This is a genomic window from Bradyrhizobium sp. 153 (assembly GCF_023073835.1).
In the GTDB taxonomy this organism is placed as follows: Bacteria; Pseudomonadota; Alphaproteobacteria; order Rhizobiales; family Xanthobacteraceae; genus Bradyrhizobium.
Genome location: NZ_JADPKH010000037.1, coordinates 204,702 through 225,893, shown reverse-complemented (window position 1 = coordinate 225,893; position 21,192 = coordinate 204,702). Strand labels below are relative to the sequence as shown.

Here is a 21,192-nt window from a genome sequence, read left to right as displayed (position 1 = left end):
CCATGAGCGACCCGATCCTCTCTGTTCACAATCTCGTCGGCGGCTACGGCAAGATGACGATTTTGAACGGCACGACCTTCGCCGTGCCGCAAGCCACGATCACGACGATCATCGGCCCGAACGGCGCCGGCAAGTCCACCGTCTTCAAGGCAATCTTCGGCCTGCTCAAGCTGCGCGAGGGCAAGATCAGCTTTGCCGGCCGCGACGTCACGAACCTGAGCCAGCGCGCGCTGCTCAATGCCGGCATCTGCTACGTGCCGCAGGGCCGCAACATCTTTCCCGAGCTTTCGGTACGCCACAACATCGAACTCGGCGGCGTCGCTGCGGACAAGAGCCTCGATCTTCCCAAGCGGATCGAGGCGGCACTCGACCTGTTTCCGGCGCTGCGGCAAAAATCGACGCAGCAGGCTTCCACGCTGTCCGGCGGCGAGCAGAAGCAACTCGAGATCGCCCGCTCGCTGCTGCTCGAACCCAGGCTGGTGCTGATCGACGAGCCCTCGATCGGCCTGTCGCCGCTGATGGTGCAGCAGACCTTCGATATCCTCAAAAGCTTGCGCGACCGCGGCGTCACGATCCTGATGATCGAGCAGAACGCACGTTCGGCGCTGGAGATCTCGGACATCGGCATCGTGCTCGAGCTCGGCCAGACCCGGATGATCGACGACGCCAAGCGCATTCTGAACGATCCCCGCATCGGGCAATTGTTCCTGGGCGGCGCCATGGAGGAGAGCGCCGCATGAACAAGCGTTCGATCGCAACCGTGTCCCTCTCCGGCACCCTCGACGAAAAGCTGCGCGCCATCGCCTCAGCCGGCTTCGACGCGGTCGAGATCTTCGAGAACGATCTGTTGTCGTTCGGCGCGGGCCCGCGCGAGGTGGCACAGCTCTGCAAGGACCTCAATCTCGAGATCTGCGCGTTCCAGCCGTTCCGCGATTTCGAAGGCATGCCGGAGCCGCAGCGTTCGCGCAACTTTGCCCGTGCGATGCGCAAGTTCGATTTGATGCAAGAGCTCGGCACCGATCTCTTGCTGATCTGCTCCAACGTTTCGCCCACCTCGCTTGGCGGCATCGACCGTGCCGCGGACGATTTTCGCGAGCTCGGCGAACGTGCGGTGAAACGTGGTTTGCGCGTCGGATACGAGGCGCTGGCTTGGGGACGACACGTCAACGACTACCGCGACGCCTGGGAGATCGTGCGCCGCGCCGATCATCCGGCAATCGGCATCATCCTCGACAGCTTTCATGCGCTGGCGCCCGGCTTTCCGACCCGCGCGATGGCTTCGATTCCCGGCGACAAGATCTTTCTGGTGCAGCTTGCTGACGCGCCGAAGCTCGAGCTCGACATCCTCTCCTGGAGCCGGCACTTCCGCTCCTTCCCGGGCCAGGGTGACCTCCCGGTCCGCGAGTTCATGGCGGCGGTGGCGGCGACCGGCTATGCCGGGCCGCTGTCGCTGGAGATCTTCAACGACCAGTTCCGCGCCGGCTCGGCGGCCCAGACGGCGGTCGACGGCCTGCGCTCGCTGATCCTGCTGGAGGACCAGCTCGCACCGGACTGGCCAAAGCTTGTCCGCGAGCCGCTGGCGCCGAAATCCAGAAGCCACGGTACCGGCTTCGTCGAGTTCGCCGTCAACGAGACCAAGGCCGGCGAGCTTGCCCGACTGTTCGCGCAGCTCGGTTTTCGCAGGACCGGCAAGCACCGCAGCAAGGCGGTGGAGCGTTGGTCGCAAGGCAAGGTCGAGCTCGTCATCAATTCCGAGACGGACGGCTTTGCGCATTCGCATTACGTCACCCATGGCCCCGGCGTCTGTGCGATCGCACTCGACGTCGACAATGCGGGCCTTTCCATGCAGCGCGCCGAAGCGCTGAAGGCGCGCACCTTCTACCAGCCGGTCGGGCCGGGCGAACTCGAGATCCCGGCGATCCACGGCGTCGGCGGCAGCCTGCTCTATTTTCTGGATCAGGCCGGCAAGAACTGGGACACCGATTTCGAGCCGGTACCGAGCGAGGCGAGCGAGGACGCGCTGCTGGCGGTCGATCACATCGCGCAGTCGATGCCCTATGACGAGATGCTGTCCTGGCTGTTGTTCTACACCGGCATCCTCGACCTGACGCGACTGCCGCAGATGGAGATCGTCGACCCGAGAGGCTTGGTGCAGAGCCAGGCCATCATCAACGCCGACCAGAGCCTGTGCTTCGTGCTCAACGGCTCCTCTGCCAACCGCACGCTGCCGTCGCGCTTCATCTCCGAGTTCTTCGGCTCCGGCGTGCAGCACGTCGCGTTCTCGTGCCGCAACATCTTTGCGACGGTCGCGGAGATGCGCAAGCGCGGCGCGGATTTCCTCGACATCCCTGATAATTACTACGACGACATCGAAGCCAAATACGACCTTTCGCCCGAGCTGATGGCGCAACTGCGCGCCAATCACATCCTCTACGACCGCGAGGGTGACGGCGAATTCTTCCAGGTCTACACCCACATCTTCGACGAGCGCTTCTTCTTCGAGATCGTCGAACGGCGGCGCTATCAGGGCTTTGGCGCGGCCAATGCCGGCATCAGGCTCGCAGCGCAGGCCCGCGAGGTGCGGCCTGCGAGCATGCCAAGGATGTAGGCTCCTCCGGGTGAGGGGGTCTCCGCGAGTCACATCGCAGCGACGAGCAAGGCTCCCTCAACACGTCATTGCGAGCGTAGCGAAGCAATCCAGAATCCCTCCGCGGAAAGACTCTGGATTGCTTCGCTACGCTCGCAATGACGGTGCGGCGACTATCGAATAAACGTCTCTCTCCGTCCCAACGGAGACTTCTCCTCACCCAGCCCCTCTCCCCGCATCCGCGTACGCTAAAGCTTCGGCGGGCAAGCGCGGGAAGAGGGGAAGATCAAGACCTCACTTCATCTTGCACTTGTCGTGGAAACGATCCTGGTCGTTCTCGACGATGGTGGCGACGGTCTTCAGCGCGAGCTGGCCTTCGGCGTCCTTGACCACGTCCTGGAGATAGAAGCTCTGGATCGGGATGTGATTGTTGCCGTACTTGAAGGAGCCGCGCAGCGACTTGAAGTTGGCCTTTTCCATCTCGGCCTTCATCGCATCCTTCTTGCTGGTGTCGCCCTTCACCGCGACCACGGCGCTGTTGATGAGCTGGGCGGCATCATACGATTGTGCGCCGTAGTAGGTCGGCCGCAGGCCGGGATACTTCTTGCGATAATCGGCGACGAAGCGCTTGTTCTGCTCGTTGGGGAGGTCATTGACCCATTCCTGCGCGCCGGGCACTCCGAGCGCATTCTCCTTCTGGAGCGGCAGCGACAGCTCGTCGATGGTGAAGACGGTGTAGAGCGGCATGGTGCTCTTGAGGCCGGCTTGGGCATATTGATTGAGGAACTGCACGCCGGCGGCACCGGGGTAGAACACGAAGATCGACTCGGCGCCGGAGGCGCGCGCCTTGGAGAGCTCGGCGGAGAAGTCGAGCTGGCTCGGCCAGACCGTGTACTCCTCGCCCTTGATCTCGCCCTTGAACGTGCTCTTCAAACCGGCGAGCATGTCCTTGCCGGCGGCGTAGTTCGGCCCGATCAGGAACACGCTCTTGACGCCCTTCTGGTTCATGTAGAGGCCCATCGCCTGCGGCGTCTGGTCGTTCTGCCAGGAGGTCGAGAACACATAAGGCGAGCACAGCTCGCCCGCGAGCTGCGAGGGACCGGCATTGGCCGAGATCAGGAAGGTCTGCGAGTCCACCGCGGTCTTGAGCGAGGCCAGGAGCACGTTCGACCAGATGTAGCCGACGATGAAATCGACCTTGTCGGACTGCACCAGCTTCTCGGTCTTCTGCTTGCCGACATCCGGCTTCTGCCCGTCGTCCTCGTAGATCACCTCGACCGGCTTGCCGTCCATCTTGCGGCCGAGATGATCGAGCGCGAGCTCGAAGGAATTGCGCATGTCATTGCCGATCACGGCGGTCGGGCCGCTGAAGGTCGACACGAAGCCGATCTTGATGGTGTCGCCGGCGCATGCCGGATTTGCCAGCACCAGCGCCGCTGCGCCCGCCAGCCAGAATGCCGTCCTCATAACCACTCCCCTCCTTGATTATCGGTCCCGAGGCGGGGTGATCGCCGCCCCCGGGCCAGTCTCTATTGAACGCAAAATCTGTCGAGCCGCCAATGGCTCAGGGCCCGTCCCTGCACCATATTTCGCCCCAATTGGAGATGGCAAGAAATATAGTTCTACTCACTTCGGCCAAGCCATGATCAACGCTGCGGCGCTTTTTCGCGCCACATCGATACACTTGGCCTATTCGACGATTGATGACGCCTATTGGACCGCGGCCCCAGAACCGCACTTAAATGAACAAATAGAGCAGCGCGATTCGAGGGGCGCATCATGACCACGACACCGCACCGCGTCGTCATCGTCGGAGCCGGCTTTGGCGGGCTGGAGACGACCTATCGGCTCGCGGGCGCGCCGGTCGAGATCACGCTGATCGACCGCCGCAACCATCATCTGTTCCAGCCGCTGCTCTACCAGGTCGCGACCGCCTCGCTGGCGACCAGCGAGATCGCCTGGCCAATTCGCCATCTCATGCGCGATCGCCGTGAGGTGACGACGCTGTTTGCCACAGTGAGCGGCGTCGACACGGCACGTCGCTGCGTTCTGATCGACGACGGCAGCGAGGTGCCCTACGACACGCTGGTGCTAGCCACCGGTGCGCGACACGCCTATTTCGGCCACGACGAATGGGAGCAATTCGCGCCGGGCCTGAAGACGCTGGAGGACGCGACAACGCTGCGCCGGCACATCCTGGTGGCATTCGAGCGCGCCGAGCGCGAAACGGATCAGGAGAGGCGCGCGGCGCGGCTGACCTTCGTCATCGTCGGCGCCGGCCCGACTGGCGTCGAGCTCGCCGGCACCATCGCCGAGATGGCGCACCACACTCTGCCCGGCGATTTCCGCAACATCGACACGACCAAGGCGCGTGTCGTGCTGATCGAGGCCGGCCCGCGCGTGCTCGCCGGCTTTGCCGACGACCTCTCGGCTTACGCGCAGGCGTCGCTGGAAAAGATCGGCGTTGAGGTCGTGCTGGGGCAACCCGTGACCGAGATCGACCGCGATGGCGTGGTGTTCGGCGGCACGCGGCTCAACGCCAAGACCAGGATCTGGGCCGCCGGCGTGCGCGCTTCGCCCGCTGCCGAATGGCTGGGCGCACCAAGCGATCGCGCCGGGCGGGTGCAGGTCGAGGCGGACCTGACCATTCCGGGGCATCCCGAGATCTTCGCGATCGGCGATACCGTCAGCATCAATGCCTGGGAGGGCAAGCCGGTGCCCGGCATCGCGCCGGCGGCGAAGCAGCAGGGCCGCCATGTCGCCGAGACCATCAAGGCTCGGCTACGCGGGCAGGCGAAGGGCGCCTTCCGCTACAAGCACGCCGGCAGCCTCGCGCAGATCGGCAAGCGGCTCGCGGTAATCGATTTCGGCCGCATCAAGCTGCGCGGCACCATCGCGTGGTGGATCTGGGGCATCGCCCACATCTACTTCCTGATCGGCCTCCGCCACCGCCTCAGCGTCGCGCTGAGCTGGCTCTGGATCTACGCCCGCGACCAGCGGGCGGCGCGACTGATCACGCAAGGGAGTAGCAAGGTGGTGTAGTTCTCCTTCTCCCCTTGTGGGAGAAGGTGGCGCGAAGCGCCGGATGAGGGGTTCTCTCAACTCGAAAGGGAGTTCGTGAGGAGACAACCCCTCACCCGGCTCCGCTTTGCGAAGCCACCCTCTCCCACAAGGGGAGAGGGTGCAGCAGCGCGCGCAGCTCCACCTACTTCACCAACTCACACCCGCCCTCCGCCAGCGGGCGGAACGCCTGGTCCGCGGGAATCGTCGAGACCAGCTTGTAATAGTCGTAGGGGTATTTCGACTCCTCGGGCTTCTTCACCTCGAACAGGTACATTGGGTGCACGACCCGGCCATCCTGACGAATCGTGGTGTCGCCGAACAGCTTGTCCTTGTCCCTGAACTTCTTCATCTCGGGCACGACGTTCTTGGCATTATCGCTGCCCGTGGCGGCGACGGCGTTGAGATAGGCGAGCGTGGAGGCGTAGACGCCGGCCTGATTGCCGCTTGGCATCTTGCCGTTCATGCCGGGCCGCGCGGCGAAGCGCTTGGCGAAAGCGCGCGTGTCGTCGTTCATGTCCCAGTAGAAGGCTTCCATCAGCTGGAGCCCTTGCGCGACCTTGATGCCCATGCCGCGGACGTCGTTGATGAAGAGCAGGAAGGCAACCAGCTTCTGGCCGCTCTGCTGGATGCCGAATTCGGCGGCCTGCTTCACTGCGTTGATGGTATCTCCGCCGGCATTGGCGAGGCCGATAACCTGCGCTTTCGAGCTTTGCGCCTGCAACAGGAAGGACGCGAAATCGGAGGTCCCGAGCGGATGCTTGGACGAACCCACCACCTTGCCGCCATGCGCCTCGATGTATTTCTGTGCCTCAGCCTCGATTCCCTTGCCGAGCGCGTAGTCGACCGTGAGGAAATACCACTCCTTGCCGCCACGCGACATCATCGCGGCCGCCGTGGTGTTACCGGTCGCCCAGGCGTCGTTGACCCATTGAATGGTGTTGGGCGAGCAGGCCTTGCCGGTGAGATCGGAGCTTGCCGTCGAGGACGCCAGGAACGTCATGCGGCTATCGCGCAAGAGCGAGTTGATGGAGAGGCCGACCGCCGAGTTCGGCACGTCGACGATGGCATCAACGCCTTCGACGTCGAGCCATTTGCGCGCGATGGCGCGGCCGACATCGGCCTTGTTCTGATGGTCGGCATAGACGATCTCGACCTTGATGCCCTTGCCGCCACCGTTGAAATCCTCGGCCGCCATGCGCGCGGCCTCGACTGAGCCCATGCCGTTGGTGTCCTGGAAGATGCCGGAGATGTCGTTGAGCACGCCGACGCGCACGACATTGTCGGATATCTCGGCGCTTGCCGCGCCGACCATCAGGCTCGCAGCCAGTGCGAGCGTCCACTTCAGATGCTTCATCGTTCCCTCTCCTGTTGAATGTGTTGCCACGCCGACCGTTGCCGGCGCGGCACAGATTTCAGACCTGCCGCTCCGGCAGCCTCACGATGAGCCCGTCGAGCGCGGGCGTGATGTGGATCTGGCAGGACAGCCGACTGTTCGGGAGCCGCTCGCTTGCGGTGCCCTCGAGCAGCGCATCCTCCTCGTCGGCCATTGCTGGCAGGCGCGCGAGCCAGCTCTCGTCGACATAGACGTGACAGGTCGCACACATGGCGTTGCCGCCGCATTCGGCCAGAATGCCGTCGACGCCGTGGCGGGTCGCGGCCTGCATGGCGCTTTCGCCATCGCTGGTCTCGACACGATCAGACCTGCCGTTGGGATGGATGAAAGTGATGGCGGGCATGAAGCTCCTCGTCAGGCCGGGGTGATGGTGACAGGCAGGCTGTCGAGCCCGCGCAGCGTGTTGTTGAAGCGGCGCTTCGGCTCACCCGCGATCTCGATTTTCGCGATACGGCGCGCCAGAGCCGTCAGCATCACCTCGCCTTCGAGGCGGGCGACGAGCTGACCGACGCACATATGGATGCCGGAGCCGAACCCGACATGGCCCGAGGTGCGGCGGGTGATGTCGTAGCTGTCGGGCTTGTCCCAGCGCCGCGGATCGCGGTTGGCGGCGGCGAGGAACATCAGCACCTTCTCACCTTCGCCGATCTTCGCGCCGGACAGCTCGACCTCCCGCGTGGTGGTGCGGAAGAAGGTCTGCACCGGGCTTTCGAACCGCACGGCCTCCTCGAAAGCGCCACGCGCGAGCGAGAGATCCTCGCGCAGGCGCTGCCATTGATCCGGGAAGCGCGCGAGGCAATAGACCGCGGCGCCGATGCCGTTGACAGTGGTGTCGAGGCCGGCCGACAGCAGCGAGCGCACCAGCAGCGGCGCTTCGGTCGCGGTGATCTCGCCGTCATCGACGCGGTCATGAATGCAGGCGCCGAATCCGCCGGGTGCCAGATTCTCGCGCTGGCACTGCTCGGCGACATAAGCCTGATGCGGCGCCGAACGTTCGATCGCCTCCTGGCGCAACTGGTTGGGCGGGCCGAAGGCGTTGAACACGACGCTCGCATAGGGAATCAAATGCTCGCGGCCTTCCGGCTTAAGCCCGAGCGCATCCGGAAAAATCGAGAGTGGATAGGCCTCGGCAAGATCCGCGATCGCATCGAAGCTGCGCTTCTCCAGCAGCGCATCGACCCGCACCTCGGCCGCTGCGGCAAAGCGGTCGCGCACCTGCTTCATCACGGTGGGGGAAAGCACCTTTGACAGCACGGCGCGGGTGCGGGTGTGCGCGGGCGGATCGGCCTCCAGGATCAGGCTCGGCGGCCGCCACGGCGTCTCCTTCTTGAAATCACTGAGGCCGACACCGCGGCTGGAGCAGAAGGTCGCCGGATCATTCAGCACGGCATGGACCTCGGCATAGCGCGCCACACCGTACACGCTCCATTTGTCGAGATAGACGACCGGGCCCGCCTCCCGCAGCAGTTCATGCGTGGGGTAGGGATCGGCAAAAAAACTCATCGCGAAGGGATCGACGTCGAGATGCGGCACGGCCGCGACGTCAGTTGCTACAGGGGAGCCGGATGCGGTCATGGAAGACCTCTCTCATTTTGATCTTGTGAAAGGGCGGCGCTTACCCTTAGGTCATGGGACAAGCCGCGACTCAGAACCCCGATATGCCGCCGTCCTTGACCAGAGCCCGCCAAAAGCCTGCGCCCGCCGAATTCGGGCCGACGCTCGATCTCGACCGTTACGTCCCGGCCTTCATCACCTTCATCGCCAACAAGCTCTCGAACAGCGCGACCTCGTTCTATCAGCGGCAGTTCGGCGTCAACGTCACGGAATGGCGGATCATGTCGCTGCTGGCGATCGAGCCCGGCATTCCGGCGTCGCGCATCTGCCACGTCATCGGCTTCGACAAGGGCCCGGTGAGCCGGACGCTCGCGGGGCTCGAAAAGCGCGGGCTGGTGTCGATCCGCACCGACCCGAACGATGGCCGCACCCATTCGATCTCGCTCACGGCGAAGGGCCGCGCCACCCACGACAAGGTGATCGTCGCGGCGCTCGAACGCGAGCGGCGCCTCCTGTCCTGCCTCAGCAAGGACGAGCGCGAGGTGCTGATCGACCTGCTCCGTCGGCTGCACGAAAATCTCGGCGCGGTGACCGGCAGCACTGAGCCCTGACAGATCGCGCGCGAGCTGTCTGCTCCTCTCCTGCCCAGGCATACGCCGGCACCTGCCGACGGTGCCATTCCTGCCGCGCATGGTGTTCCTCCGAAGCGGATGCGGCGGTTGCCCCGCCGTCCTCCCTGCCGGAAACGGTTCGCATAAATTAGTTGCTTGGGCAACAAAAAGAATTTGCAAGATATTGCGACAGAATGACTGGCCTATTGGCCAAGCCGTTTAGTCGGATTTCGCCGGAAGTCCTTCCACGGGGACAGTCTGATTTGCTTCGTCGCAAGGGTCCCTCTGCACAGCAACGACGACGTGGAAAGAGCGTGCCTGACTTCGTCTCGACCAGCAGATAGCTACAAGCCAACCCACTCGCTCGACGCATCATCATTCAGCCGCGCCACCGCATCGGCACGACGCGTCAGCACGGCGCGCTGGTTGATGTACCCCTTGTCGGTGATCTCGCCGCCGTCGACCGAGGCCGGCTCGGCGAGCAGCAGCGCGCGCGTGGCATGGCCGGAGGAGTTGCTGCTCTGCTGTTTCAGCCGCGTCAGAGCCTGCGCGATCGCGGTCCTGACCTTATCATGCGCCAGCACGTCGTTCACAGCCGCCGTGTCGCCCAGCCCGGCATGGGCGCGGCAGGCAGCAATATTCGGAAACACCAGGAAGCGCACCTCGTCGCCGCCATGGCCGGTAACGACGATATCCTGCGCGAGCGGCGCCAATGCGGCGATGCCGGCGACACGCAAGGTGCCGACACTGACCCAAGTTCCGGAATTGAGCTTGAAATCTTCCGCGACGCGCCCATCGAAGAACAAGCCGCGCTCAGGCCGCTTCGCATCGGCAAACTTTACGGCATCGCCGATGAGATAGAAGCCTTCGTCGTCGAACGCCTGCTTCGTCAGCTCCGGCGCCTTCCAATAGCCCGGCGTGACGTTGGGGCCGCGCACGCGAACTTCCAGCTTGTCGCCGGCGGCGACGAGCTTGAGCTCGGTGCCGGGAATCGGCACGCCGATATTGCCCGAGCGTTCTGCGAGGAAATGGCAATCGGTCGCGAGCGGGGACGTCTCGGTCGAGCCCCAGGCCGAGACCATCGGCAACGCATGGCCGACGGTCTTGATCGAGAGATCTTCGAGTGCATCCCAGATATTCTGCGGCAGCGCCGCGCCGGCATAGAAAGCGAATTTCACCTCGCCGAAGAAGCGGCGGCGCAGCTCCTCGTCGCCGCGCAGTGCCGCGGTCAGCATGTCGAAGCCGCGCGGCACGTTGAAATAGACCGTCGGCATCACGCTTCGTAGATTGGCGAGGGACGTCGCAAACAGACCCGGCGCGGGCTTGCCGCCGTCGATATAGAGCGAGCCGCCGTTGCGCAGCACGAGGTTGAAATTGTGGTTGGCGCCGAAGGTGTGGCTCCAGGGCAGCCAATCGAGGATCACGAGATCGCCGCGGCCCGGTTCGAGAAACGTCCAGGTCTGCGCCTTGGCCTGTTGGCTCGAGGTCAGCATTCGCTGGGTGTTGATGACCGCCTTGGGCGTACCGGTCGAGCCCGAGGTGAACAGGAATTTCGCGATCGTATCCGGCGTCACCGCGGCGAAGGCTCTGGCGACGTCGAGCGTCTCTACGGTCTCCGCAATGGAGCGGAACGACAGCGCATCGGCGTCGTCGGCATGGCCGCTGATGATCTGCGCCGTGTGCAACGGCCTGATCGCGGCCAGCGCCGCCGCAAATGGCTTGGTTGCGGAGACATAGATCGCGCCCGGCGCGAGCAGCGCGATCATGCTCCTGAGCTTGTCGAAATCTTTCGACACCAGCGAATAGGCGGATGAAACGGCCGCTGAGGGCACGCCGACATGCTGCGCGGCGAGCGCGAGCAGCGCGTGATCGATGCTGTTGTCGGAGAGAATAGCGAGCGGTCGCTCGGCACTGAGGCCCTGCGCCAGGATCCAGGACGCGGCCGCCCGCACCTGCCGCAGCGCCTGCGCATAGGTGACGGTAGTCCAAGGCGCATCGGCACTGCCGCGCTCGGCGAGGAAGATCGTATCGGATGTTTGCCGCGCCCATTGCTCCAGCCAGTCGCCGGTGCAGCGCGCGCTCGCGCCAAGTGGCTCGGGCGAGCGCAGCACGATGCTGCCGTCGGCGCGATGCTCTGCGACCGTCCTTGGCGTTGCGAACAGGCTTGCAGCGTCACCGCGTGGGGCGGTCGTCATGGGGTTTCCTCCTCCGCCCGGATTCGGGATCGGCTGCCGCCTCGTTCCGGGCTGCTTGGCCACAATGTTGGGCGGGACAATTGTTGTCGTCAACAACAATCTTTCGCGCCGCCCGTCGAGGCGCTAAGGTCGCGCCGAGGGAGACACGATGTGACAAGCAGCGCAGCCCAGACGTCCCCACGCAAACGCGCCGGCAACGGCGCAGTGCAGCGGAGTGACTCCGACGAGGTCGGCCTCGATGCGTTAGTCGGGCATGCCGGCTACGCGGTGCGGCGCCTCCAGATATGGATCTTTCAGGACTTCATCAGGACGCTCGGTGAGGTCGACATCAGGCCGACGCAATATTCGGTGCTGACGGTGATCGGTGCCAATCCGGGCCTGTCGCAGATGGCGGTAGCCAAGCGCCTCGGCATCGAGCGCGCGCGGCTGGTGCATCTGCTCGACAGCCTCGAACGGCGCAGATATGTGAAGCGGGTCAAGTCGAAGACGGACCGGCGCTCGCACGCGTTGCACCTCACGGCGCAGGGCGCGACGGCACTGGCCAAGTTCAAACGACTTGCCGCGGAGCATGAGCGGCATGTCGAGGCGAAGATCGGAAGGGAGAACCGGCAACACCTGCTTCGGATTCTCGCCGACTTCACGTGACCCCGGCTGCTCATAATTTAAGCAGATGCCCCCTAACCAAGCGCGTGCGCTCGACCCCCAGCTCGCTGCAAAGCCCTGATATCACGATATTATCCTGGGTATTTGCCCAACCTCGATGCTGTACACAATGGCACATCGCTTGCTTCGAGCCGGGTGAACCAGTTGCCGGAGTTTTGTCGTCATGGGGGCTGAGCAGCCTGAAACGATCGCCGCGATTGTGGCCGCGCATCGCGCGGGCACGCTGACGCCGGCGCAGACGGTCGCACGGACCTACCAGCGCATTCGCGACCACAACGATCCTGCGGTCTTCATCAGCCTGCGCGACGAGAAGGACGCGATCGCGGAGGCCGAGAGACTTGCCACGAAGGATGCCGCGAGCCTGCCGCTCTATGGCGTGCCGGTTGCGGTGAAGGACAATATCGACGCGCTGGGATTTCCGACCACCGCGGCCTGTCCGGCCTTCGCCTATACGCCAACGCGCGACTCCAGCGCCGTGGAGCGCCTGCGCGCTGCGGGCGCCATTATCATCGGCAAGACCAATCTCGATCAGTTCGCGACCGGCCTGGTCGGCGTGCGCTCGCCCTACGGCATTCCCAAAAATTCGATCCATGAGGATCTCATTCCCGGCGGATCGAGTTCGGGCTCGGCAGTCGCCGTCGGCGCCGGGCTCGTGCCGCTCTCACTCGGTACCGACACTGCCGGCAGCGGCCGCGTGCCGGCGATGCTCAACAACATCGTCGGGCTGAAGCCGAGCCTCGGCATGATCTCGACCGCAGGTCTCGTGCCCGCCTGCCGCACGTTGGACTGCATCTCGGTGTTCGCACTGACAGTCGATGACGCCGCGCTGGCGCTCTCCGTGATGGCCGGCCCGGATCAGGCCGACCCGTTCTCGCGCGACCGGCCGCTTCAGCAGCTCACGCCGTTCCCGGCGAATTTGCGCCTCGGCGTGCCACGCAACGGGCAGTTGATCTTCTTCGGCGACAAGACGGCGGAAGCCGCCTACGGCGATGCGCTGAAACGCTGGAGCGCGCTTGGCGCGGATCTCGTCGAGTTCGACCTCGAGCCATTCTACGAGACGGCGCGGCTGCTCTATGAGGGCCCGTGGGTCGCCGAGCGCTACCTCGTGATCAAGGATCTGCTCGCGTCCGCACCCGATGCGATCCACCCCGTGACGCGCGAGATCACGGCGGCCGGCGCGCGGTTGACGGCCGCCGAGACCTTCTGCGCGCTCTATCGCCTGCAGGGCCTGCGCAAGATCGCCGAGCGCACATTTGCGAACATCGACGCGCTGGTGCTGCCGACCGCGCCGAGCGCCTATACGACCGCGGAGGTGCTAGCCAATCCAATCGAGCTCAACAGCCGGCTCGGTACCTACACCAACTTTGTCAATCTGCTCGACCTCTGCGGCCTTGCCGTGCCGGCGTCGATGCGCGCCGACGGCATTCCGTTCGGCATTACGCTGCTCGCCCCCGCAGGGTGCGATGCGTTGCTCGCCAGCATCGGCCGTGTGTTCCATGCGGATACGCAGCTGGGTCTCGGCGCAAAGAACGTGGCGCAAGCACCGCTCGCGCCGCTGCCCGCAAGCAGCGGCGAGGAGATTCCGATCGCAGTCGTCGGCGCCCATCTCTCCGGCATGGCGCTGAATGGCGAGCTCAAGGCGCTGAACGGACGCCTGATCGAAGCGACCAAGACCGCGCCGGACTACAAGCTCTATGCACTCAAGACGACGCCGCCCAAGCCGGGCATGCTGCGCGTCGAAGCCGGCAAGGGCGCCGCAATCGAGCTGGAGATCTGGTCCCTGTCGTCGTCTGCCTTCGGCAAGTTCGTCAATGCGATTCCTTCGCCGATGGCGATCGGCACGATAAGGCTTACTGACGGCCGCAGTGTGAAAGGGTTTCTCGTCGAGCCGGAGGCGTTGCCCGATGCACGCGACATCACGGCGTATGGCGGCTGGCGGAAGTATATGGCGGAAGCCGCGACGACGTAGGTGCGGTAGGGTGGGTAAAGCGAAGCGTGCCCACCATCCAACATCATTGCGGATGGATGGTGGGCACGGTGCTTCGCACCTTTTGCCCACCCTACCGCACCGAGCGAGTCGCCCTACACCGACACCGAATAGATCTCATACTCCCCGCGGACCAATTCGATATGCGCGCGCATGGCTGCCGCGGCGCCCTGCTTGTCACCGCGCATGATGGCGACGACGACGCGGTCGTGCTCAGCTTGCGACTTGGCGAGCCGTCCGAGATTGCGGAACTGGGCGCGGCGGAACGGCTGCACGCGGACGCGGGTGGCGAGCGTGATCTCGGCGATGTAGCCGTTCTGCGATCCCGCACAGATCGCGTTGTGGAAGCGCTCGTTGACCTCGTGGAAACGCTCGGGATTGCCGGCATAGCTCAGCACCCGTAGCTCCTCGTGGACGGCCTCCAGGCCGTGCCGCTCGGCGGCCGACATGCGCTCGGCGGCAAGGCCGGCGCACAATGCCTCGAGCTCCGCCATCGCCTCGAACATGCTCTTCAGCCGCTCGATCGAGGGCTGCGCCACCACTGCCCCACGATGGGCGCGCGCCTCGACAAGACCGCTCGCGACGAGCTGGCGCAACGCCTCGCGCACCGGCGTGCGCGAGACGCTGAAGCGCCGCGCGATGTCGGTCTCGTCGAGCGGCGCACCGGGAGCCAAAGTTCCACGCACGATCTCGTCGGCGAGCTGAAGACGCAGCTCTTCCGCGCGCGTGACCTTGTGCAGCGACGGTGAGGGACGGTCGACGCGCGGCACCACCGGCTCGGCTGGCAGCGCTCCCGGCGGAAAGTCGTCAAGCCTCATACGGTCTCTTTCGGCTCGTCGATGATGCTGACATGGGCGGCGACGACGCGCCAGCCCTCCGGAAAGCGAATCCAGGTCTGCATCTGCCGGCCGACCTTGCCGGGCGCGGTGTCGCGATAGAACAAGGTGGAGGCCACGGCCGTGTCGCGGCCATAGCTCGTAATCACGGTCTTCGCGGTGCGCCGGTTCAGGCCGACCGGCGAGCGGCCGGCGCGAAAGCCGGAGATCGCCTCATAGCCGTAGAGGTTCTCGCCGATACCGTAGCGCAGCGTGCGGGGGTCGTTGCGGAAGAGCTCACCGAGCACGGCGACGTCGTTGCTGACGAGGGCCTGCTCATAGCGCTCGAACGCGGCTCTGACTTCGGCGATCACGTCGGGAAGATCGATCTCCATCTCAAAATCCTCTTAAAGTCCCCTTGGCGACGGCGCCGATACCACGCCCATTTTCTCCAGTGCGTACGCGACGCGCAAGGCGAGGTCCTCGCGCCAGGGCGCGGCGATGATCTGCACGCCGATCGGCAGCGGCTCGAGCGGCACCGGCACGGCGACGACCGGCAGGCCGATAAAGGAGATCGGCTGGGTGTGGATGCCGATACTGGCGCGCACCGGCAGCTCGACGCCGTCGAGCGTGAAATTGATCTGGCCAAGCTTCGGCGCGGTGCACGGCGTCGCCGGCGCAAGCAACACGTCGACAGACTTAAAAATCTCGGCGAGCTGGCCGCGATACCAGCGTCGGAATTTTTGTGCGCGGTCGACCAGCGGCGCCGGTACCATGGCGCCCGCAATCAGCCGGTCGCGCACGGCAGGATCAAAATCGTTCGGGCGCTTGCGCAGGCGATCGAGATGCAGCGAAGCGCCTTCGGTAGTGGTGATGACGTAAGCCGCCGCGCGGGCGCGCGAGGCTTCGGGAATGTCGACGATCTCAGTCGCGCCAAGCGCCTTGGCAACGCGGCTGACGGCTTCGACGGCTTCCGGAAACACGTTCTTCTGAAAGTGACCGCCGGCGATCGCGATGCGCAAGCCCGAGATGGACTGGCCGAGCAGCGGCGCCACCTGTTCGACGCCACGCGTGGTGCAGGCGCCATCGTCGGCATCCGGTCCCTGCATGACGTCATAGGCGAGCGCGAGGTCGGCGACGGAGCGTGCCAGCGGGCCGAGATGATCGAGGCTCGCGACAAACGGGAACGAGCGCGCCCGCGACAGCCGGCCGTAGGTCGGCTTCAAACCAAAGATGCCGCAGAACGAGGACGGCACCCGGATTGAGCCATTGGTGTCCGAGCCCAGCGCGATCGGCACCAACGCGGCGCCAACGGCGCTGCCCGATCCACCCGAGGAGCCGCCGGTCATCCGCGTGGTGTCATGCGGATTGCGCGAGGGACCGTCATGGACGTTCTCGCCGGTGAAGTCGTAGGCGTATTCACCCATGTTGAGCGCACCGACCAGCACGGCGCCGGCTGCTTCCATCCGCTCGATCAGCGCGGCGTCGCGCCTGGCTGGCGAGAGGTCGCGGTTGATCTTCGAGCCCGCGCGCGTCACGAGGTTAGCTACGTCGAACAGGTTCTTCACTGCAAAGGGCACGCCGGCGAGCGGGCCGACTTTCTTACCCGCGGCGATCTCGGCATCGATCGCGCGCGCCTTGGCACGGGCGCGGTCGGCGGTGACATCGGTGAAGGAATTGAGGATGGTGTCGTGCTGCTTGATGCGCGCGAGAGCTGTTTCCGTGGCAGCGAGCGCCGACATCCTGCCGCCCGCAACCGCGCTCGCGATCTCGGTGGCGGTCATCTCTGGCTTTGTGATCATGGCGACATCAGGCCGTGAAAATCGGCGCCGGCTCGGTCTCGTCCGGCAGCGCGAATTCGTCGACGAGGCGGCCAAGCCGCAGCGAGACTTCGAGATTGGCGCGAACGGCGGGTCTCCAGGCCTCCTCGACCGGTAGCGCAAGCGCCTTCGATACGGCTTCGATATAGTCGTCCAGCGGCTCGGCCATCACGCTCCCAAACTATCTCAGTGAACCTGCAACGGCGGATGCGGGATCGCCATCAGCAGTTCCTTGGTGTAGGCGTCCTGCGGATCGCTCAAGACCTTCTCGGAAGAGCCTTCTTCGACGATCCGTCCCGTCCGCATCACAATGACACGATCGCACAACAAGCGCACCACATTCAAATCATGCGAGACGAACAGATAGCTCATACCTAGGCGCTGCTTCAGGTCCTGAAGTAGATTGAGGACAACGGCCTGCACCGACACGTCAAGCGCCGCCGTCGGCTCGTCCAGGATGATGAGTTTTGGATGCAGGGCAATGGCGCGGGCGATGCCGACGCGGGCCTTCTGGCCGCCGGACAATTGATGTGGGAAGCGATCGAGCAGGTCGTGCGGCAGGCCGACCATCGTGGCCAGGTCCTCGCAACGGGCGCGCAGCGCGTCGCGCCCCCTGATGTCGCCGAGATGCATGATCGGGTCCGCGATGGCGCGCGCGGCGGTGAAGCGCGGGTTGAGGCTGTCGGTCGGGTCCTGGAACACCATCTGGATGCGGCTGCGCTGCGGCAGCCGGGCGAAGGCGGCAGGCGCGATGCTGCCGATGTCATCGCCGCCGAATTGGATCAGGCCCGAGGTCTGGTCGAGCAGGCGCATCACCATCATCGACGTCGTCGATTTGCCGCAGCCGGACTCGCCGACCAGGCCGACGCTCTCGCCGACGCGAATCGAGAAGCTGATGCCGTCGACGGCGCGGAACACGTCCGGCTCGACGGGCGGCTTGCGGCCGAACAATTTGCCGAGCACGGCGGTCGCGCCCTGGCGGGGGTATTCCTTGACGAGCTTTTCGACGAGGAGAAGGGGCTTTGTACTCTCGTCACCCCCGGGCTTGACCCGGGGGTCCATCGACTGAGGGTGGTCTTTCGAAGTGTGATGGATGGCCGGGTCAAGCCCGGCCATGACGGATGGGGATTGCGCCGCTCCAGCCCCCTCCTCCGGCAGCAAGTCTCGCAACGATACACCCAGCCGCGGCGTCGCGCGCATCAGCTTCTTGGTGTAGGGGTGCTGCGGGCTCGCGAAGATGTCGGCGGCCTTGGCGGTCTCAACCACCCTTCCCTTCTCCATCACCACCACACGGTCGCAATAGGCGGCGGCGAGGCCGAGGTCGTGCGTGATCAGGATGGTCGACATCGCACGTCGTTTGGTCAGCTCGACGATCAGGTCCATCACCGCCTTCTGCGTGGTGACGTCGAGGCCGGTGGTCGGCTCGTCCGCGATCAGGAGCTGCGGATTGCAGGCCAGCGCGAGCGCGATGACGACGCGCTGGCACATGCCGCCTGACAGCTCGAACGGATAGGCGTGGTAGCGCTCGCGCGGCCGGGCGATCTTGACCTGCTCCAGCGCCTCAATGGCTTTTTCACCATGGTCGGCGACCTGGGCCTGCTGCACATGGGTACGCAAGACGTCCTCGATCTGGTCGCCCACCTTGCGGATCGGATTCAGGGCGGCGCGCGGATTCTGGAAAATCATCGAGACCTCGCGGCCGCGCAGATCGCGCATCTGGTCCTCGGTCGCGGCCTTGACGTCGATGCCGGAGAACATCACGGAGCCTTCGGCGATCCGCCCCGCGCGATCGAGGATGCGCATCACCGCATAGGAGGTCACCGACTTGCCGGATCCGGACTCGCCGACGATCGCCAGCGTCTCGCCCTTGGCGAGGCAGATGCTGACCTGCTGCACCGCTTTGACGATGCCGCGACGGGTGGTGAATTCGACGGTGAGGTCCTGGACGTCGAGCAGGGGTTGGGCCGTCATGACGCGGTCCCGCCGCTCAAAAAACGCGAAAACAACCCCATGCACAGTAGAATGGCGTTGGAATCATTGGGGAATTTTTGACGGATTTTTGCGCGTGAGGGAGGTTTGGCTCTCTCATTCCCTCCCCCCTTGCGGGGGAGGGGCAGGGAGGGGGGTAGCCACGAACTCCGACGTCGCTTGGGGCTACCCCCCTCCCCTGCCCTCCCCCACAAGGGGGGAGGGAGCGAGAGAGACGTGCCCTCCTCACGACTTCGCTGCACGAATCCGACCACCATCACGTCCTCCGCTGCGGGTCGACGATGTCGCGCAGGCCGTCGCCGAGGAGGTTGAAGCAGAACACGCCGATCATCAAAGCAAGGCCGGGGAATAGCGCGATCCACCACTCGCCCGAGACCATGAAGCCCGCACCTTCGGCGACCATGATGCCCCATTCGGCGGTGGGCGGGCGGACGCCGAGGCCGATGAAGGACAGGCCGGCGGCGTTGAGGATGGCGTAGCCCATGGTCAGCGACATCTGCACGATCATGATCGGCATGATGTTCGGCAGGATGTGCACCAGGAGGATGCGGAATTCGCCGTTGCCGGACAGACGTGCCGCCTACACGAAGCCGGCATTGCGGCGGACATTGGCCTCGGCGCGAGCGACGCGGGCATAGAGTGGGAAGTTCACGATCGCGGTGGCGAGGATGATGTTCTGCACGGTGTTGCCGAGCGCAGCGACGATGCCCATCGCCAGCACGAACAGCGGGAAAGCCATGATCGTGTCGGCGATGCGGCCGACGATGCGGTCGGTCCAGCCGCCGAAATAACCGCCGGCGATGCCGGCGAGCCCGCCCATCAAGAACACCAGCGCGATGGAGGCGACCGCGATGAAAACATCGAGCCGCGTGGCGACGATGACGCGGCTAAAGATGTCGCGACCGAGCTGGTCGGTGCCGAACCAGTGCGCCGCCGACGGCGGGTTCAGCGCGACGGCGGTATCGGAGGCGAGCGGATCATACGGCACGACATAGGGGCCGAAGATCGCGGCGGCCAGGATCAGAATCAGCAGCGCGAAGGCGAAGCCCGTGACCTTGTTCTCGCCGAGCACATAGCGCGTCTGTTCGAGGATTGCGACCAGGCCCGAGGTGCGGGCGGGGCCGACGGGCTCGACCGCTGGTGCAACGGTGCTCATGATGTCCCCCAGAATCGTGATGCGGTCGAATCCGGTTGTTGCCACAAAGGAAGTGCGCCCCCTCTCCCGCTTGCGGGGGAGGGCTGGGGTGGGGGTGTCTCCTCATTGAGGCTCCCCAAGAGGAAAGAGCCCTCACCCGGCGCTACGCGCCGACCTCTCCCGCAAGCGGGAGAGGTGACCGTCCCCGCGGCTAGCTTAATCCCACCAAACCTCATGCGCTATCCCTCCAGCCTGACGCGCGGATCGATCACGCCGTACAAAATGTCGATCACGAGATTGAGCAGCACGTACATGACGGCCATGGTCAGCACGAAACCCTGCACCGGCGCGAAGTCGGACGAGATCAGCGCTTCCACCGCATAGGAGCCGATGCCAGGCCATGCGAACACTTTCTCCACCAGCACGTTGGCACCCAAGAGGAACGAGAACACCATGCTCAGCGTGGTGATGACCGGAAGCATGGCGTTGCGGAAGGCGTAGGTGACGATGACGGTCCCCGGCGACAGGCCGCTGGCGCGGGCCGTTCGCACGAACTCCGAAGCCAGCACCGCCAGCATCGAGGCGCGCGTCATGCGCGCGATCGGCGCCAGCGAGAAGATCGCGAGCGTCGTCGCGGGCAAGATCAGCTGGCTCAGCGCGGAGCGGAACGCCTCAATGTCGCGCGCGAGCAGCGTGTCGATCAGGTAGAAGCCGGTCACTGTCGGCGGCGCGCTGTAGAACACGTCGAGCCGGCCGAGCGGCGCCGGCGACCAGCCGAGACGGAAATAGAAGAGATAGACCAGCACGAGGCCGGTGAAGAACACCGGCAGCGACACGCCGGCCGTGGTGGTGACGCGGCAGAGATGGTCGATCCACGATCCCGGCCGCGTTGCCGCCAGCACGCCGAGCGGAATGGCGATGGCGATCGAGACGAAGAGGCCGAGCAGCGTCAGCTCGGCGGACGCCGGCAGGCGGTTGCGGATCTCGGCCGCGACCGGCTGGCCGGTGGTCAGCGAGTTGCCGAAATCGCCATGAGCGAGATCGTTGGTGTAGCGGAAGAACTGCTCGATCAGCGGCCTGTCGAGGCCGAGCTTCTTGCGGATCTGTTCGACGGCTTCCTTGGTCGCGGCGGGGCCGGCGAAGTAGGCGGCGGGATCGCCTGGCAGCGCGCGCGTCAGCAGGAAGGTGACGATGACGACGCCGATCAGCGAGGGGATCGCGAACATCAACCGCTTGCCGATCATGGTCAGCATGCGGTGCTCCTGGGCGTGTTGCGCGCGCTGCTGGCCGCACACTCCACTGCGTTCCCTCCCCCCTTGTGGGGGAGGGCTAGGGAGGGGAGTGGCTCCGGGAGAGGTCGGAGTTTGTGGCTACCCCCCT

Annotated in this window: 17 protein-coding genes and 1 pseudogene; 6 read left to right on the top strand and 12 right to left on the bottom strand. The window is 65.0% G+C overall.

Annotated features, from left to right (window positions below; translation table 11 throughout):
* The first annotated feature begins 2 nt into the window (after window positions 1-2).
* Both IVA91_RS10795 and IVA91_RS10790 read left to right on the top strand, forming a co-directional pair.
* Complete coding sequence (locus tag IVA91_RS10795; RefSeq protein WP_247281868.1) at window positions 3-740, top strand: ABC transporter ATP-binding protein; 738 nt, start codon at window positions 3-5, stop codon at window positions 738-740.
* Entirely contained in the window at window positions 737-2,608 is a 1,872-nt protein-coding gene (locus IVA91_RS10790; RefSeq protein WP_247281869.1) for a sugar phosphate isomerase/epimerase and 4-hydroxyphenylpyruvate domain-containing protein, read from the top strand. Before IVA91_RS10795 ends, IVA91_RS10790 begins: the two co-directional genes overlap by 4 nt.
* 273 nt (window positions 2,609-2,881) lie before the next feature.
* On the opposite strand, the gene IVA91_RS10785 is transcribed toward IVA91_RS10790, so the two are convergent.
* Window positions 2,882-4,054, bottom strand: coding sequence for an ABC transporter substrate-binding protein (locus IVA91_RS10785; RefSeq protein ID WP_247281870.1), 1,173 nt, complete (start codon window positions 4,052-4,054; stop codon window positions 2,882-2,884).
* Between the two features lie 312 nt (window positions 4,055-4,366).
* Between IVA91_RS10785 and IVA91_RS10780 the strand changes: the two genes are divergently transcribed.
* Window positions 4,367-5,629 (top strand): NAD(P)/FAD-dependent oxidoreductase, encoded by a 1,263-nt coding sequence (locus IVA91_RS10780; protein WP_247281871.1) that lies wholly within the window; start codon window positions 4,367-4,369, stop codon window positions 5,627-5,629.
* A gap of 163 nt (window positions 5,630-5,792) precedes the next feature.
* On the opposite strand, the gene IVA91_RS10775 is transcribed toward IVA91_RS10780, so the two are convergent.
* Genes IVA91_RS10775 through IVA91_RS10765 form a run of 3 tightly spaced genes read right to left on the bottom strand, consistent with a single transcriptional unit; the run spans window position 5,793 to window position 8,618 of the window.
* Window positions 5,793-7,004 carry an ABC transporter substrate-binding protein gene (locus IVA91_RS10775; RefSeq protein WP_247458728.1) on the bottom strand — a complete coding sequence of 404 codons (1,212 nt, stop codon included), beginning with the start codon at window positions 7,002-7,004 and terminating at the stop codon, window positions 5,793-5,795.
* A gap of 58 nt (window positions 7,005-7,062) precedes the next feature.
* Window positions 7,063-7,386 (bottom strand): 2Fe-2S iron-sulfur cluster-binding protein, encoded by a 324-nt coding sequence (locus IVA91_RS10770; protein WP_247281873.1) that lies wholly within the window; start codon window positions 7,384-7,386, stop codon window positions 7,063-7,065.
* Window positions 7,387-7,397: 11 nt separating this feature from the next.
* On the bottom strand, window positions 7,398-8,618 hold the full coding sequence (locus IVA91_RS10765; protein ID WP_247281874.1) for a cytochrome P450: 1,221 nt from the start codon (window positions 8,616-8,618) through the stop codon (window positions 7,398-7,400).
* Window positions 8,619-8,701: 83 nt separating this feature from the next.
* Here IVA91_RS10765 and IVA91_RS10760 point away from each other — a divergent pair, with 83 nt between their 5' ends.
* On the top strand, window positions 8,702-9,208 hold the full coding sequence (locus IVA91_RS10760) for a MarR family transcriptional regulator (RefSeq protein ID WP_247281875.1): 507 nt from the start codon (window positions 8,702-8,704) through the stop codon (window positions 9,206-9,208).
* A gap of 344 nt (window positions 9,209-9,552) precedes the next feature.
* Here IVA91_RS10760 and IVA91_RS10755 read toward each other — a convergent pair whose 3' ends face one another.
* Complete coding sequence (locus tag IVA91_RS10755) at window positions 9,553-11,403, bottom strand: feruloyl-CoA synthase (RefSeq protein WP_247281876.1); 1,851 nt, start codon at window positions 11,401-11,403, stop codon at window positions 9,553-9,555.
* 150 nt (window positions 11,404-11,553) lie between these two features.
* Here IVA91_RS10755 and IVA91_RS10750 point away from each other — a divergent pair, with 150 nt between their 5' ends.
* Window positions 11,554-12,048: a MarR family winged helix-turn-helix transcriptional regulator gene (locus IVA91_RS10750; protein WP_247281877.1), complete on the top strand. Its 495-nt coding sequence runs from the start codon at window positions 11,554-11,556 to the stop codon at window positions 12,046-12,048.
* 181 nt (window positions 12,049-12,229) lie between these two features.
* Window positions 12,230-14,035, top strand: a complete 1,806-nt coding sequence (gene atzF / locus IVA91_RS10745; RefSeq protein ID WP_247281878.1) for an allophanate hydrolase — start codon at window positions 12,230-12,232, stop codon at window positions 14,033-14,035.
* Window positions 14,036-14,148: 113 nt separating this feature from the next.
* Here atzF and IVA91_RS10740 read toward each other — a convergent pair whose 3' ends face one another.
* From IVA91_RS10740 to IVA91_RS10710, 7 genes and pseudogenes are all read right to left on the bottom strand, one after another.
* Window positions 14,149-14,871, bottom strand: a complete 723-nt coding sequence (locus IVA91_RS10740) for a GntR family transcriptional regulator (protein WP_247458718.1) — start codon at window positions 14,869-14,871, stop codon at window positions 14,149-14,151.
* A complete protein-coding gene (gene hpxZ, locus IVA91_RS10735; RefSeq protein ID WP_247281880.1) occupies window positions 14,868-15,263 on the bottom strand; it encodes an oxalurate catabolism protein HpxZ in 396 nt (131 codons plus the stop codon). Before hpxZ ends, IVA91_RS10740 begins: the two co-directional genes overlap by 4 nt.
* A 12-nt stretch (window positions 15,264-15,275) precedes the next feature.
* Window positions 15,276-16,670 carry an AtzE family amidohydrolase gene (locus IVA91_RS10730; RefSeq protein ID WP_247281881.1) on the bottom strand — a complete coding sequence of 465 codons (1,395 nt, stop codon included), beginning with the start codon at window positions 16,668-16,670 and terminating at the stop codon, window positions 15,276-15,278.
* Window positions 16,671-16,677: 7 nt separating this feature from the next.
* Window positions 16,678-16,857, bottom strand: a complete 180-nt coding sequence (locus IVA91_RS10725; protein ID WP_247281882.1) for a DUF4089 domain-containing protein — start codon at window positions 16,855-16,857, stop codon at window positions 16,678-16,680.
* Window positions 16,858-16,874: 17 nt separating this feature from the next.
* Complete coding sequence (locus tag IVA91_RS10720) at window positions 16,875-18,659, bottom strand: ABC transporter ATP-binding protein (RefSeq protein WP_247418703.1); 1,785 nt, start codon at window positions 18,657-18,659, stop codon at window positions 16,875-16,877.
* 274 nt (window positions 18,660-18,933) lie between these two features.
* Window positions 18,934-19,833: pseudogene (locus IVA91_RS10715) on the bottom strand (ABC transporter permease).
* Between the two features lie 218 nt (window positions 19,834-20,051).
* Window positions 20,052-21,065, bottom strand: a complete 1,014-nt coding sequence (locus IVA91_RS10710) for an ABC transporter permease (RefSeq protein WP_247281885.1) — start codon at window positions 21,063-21,065, stop codon at window positions 20,052-20,054.
* Window positions 21,066-21,192: the final 127 nt, after the last annotated feature.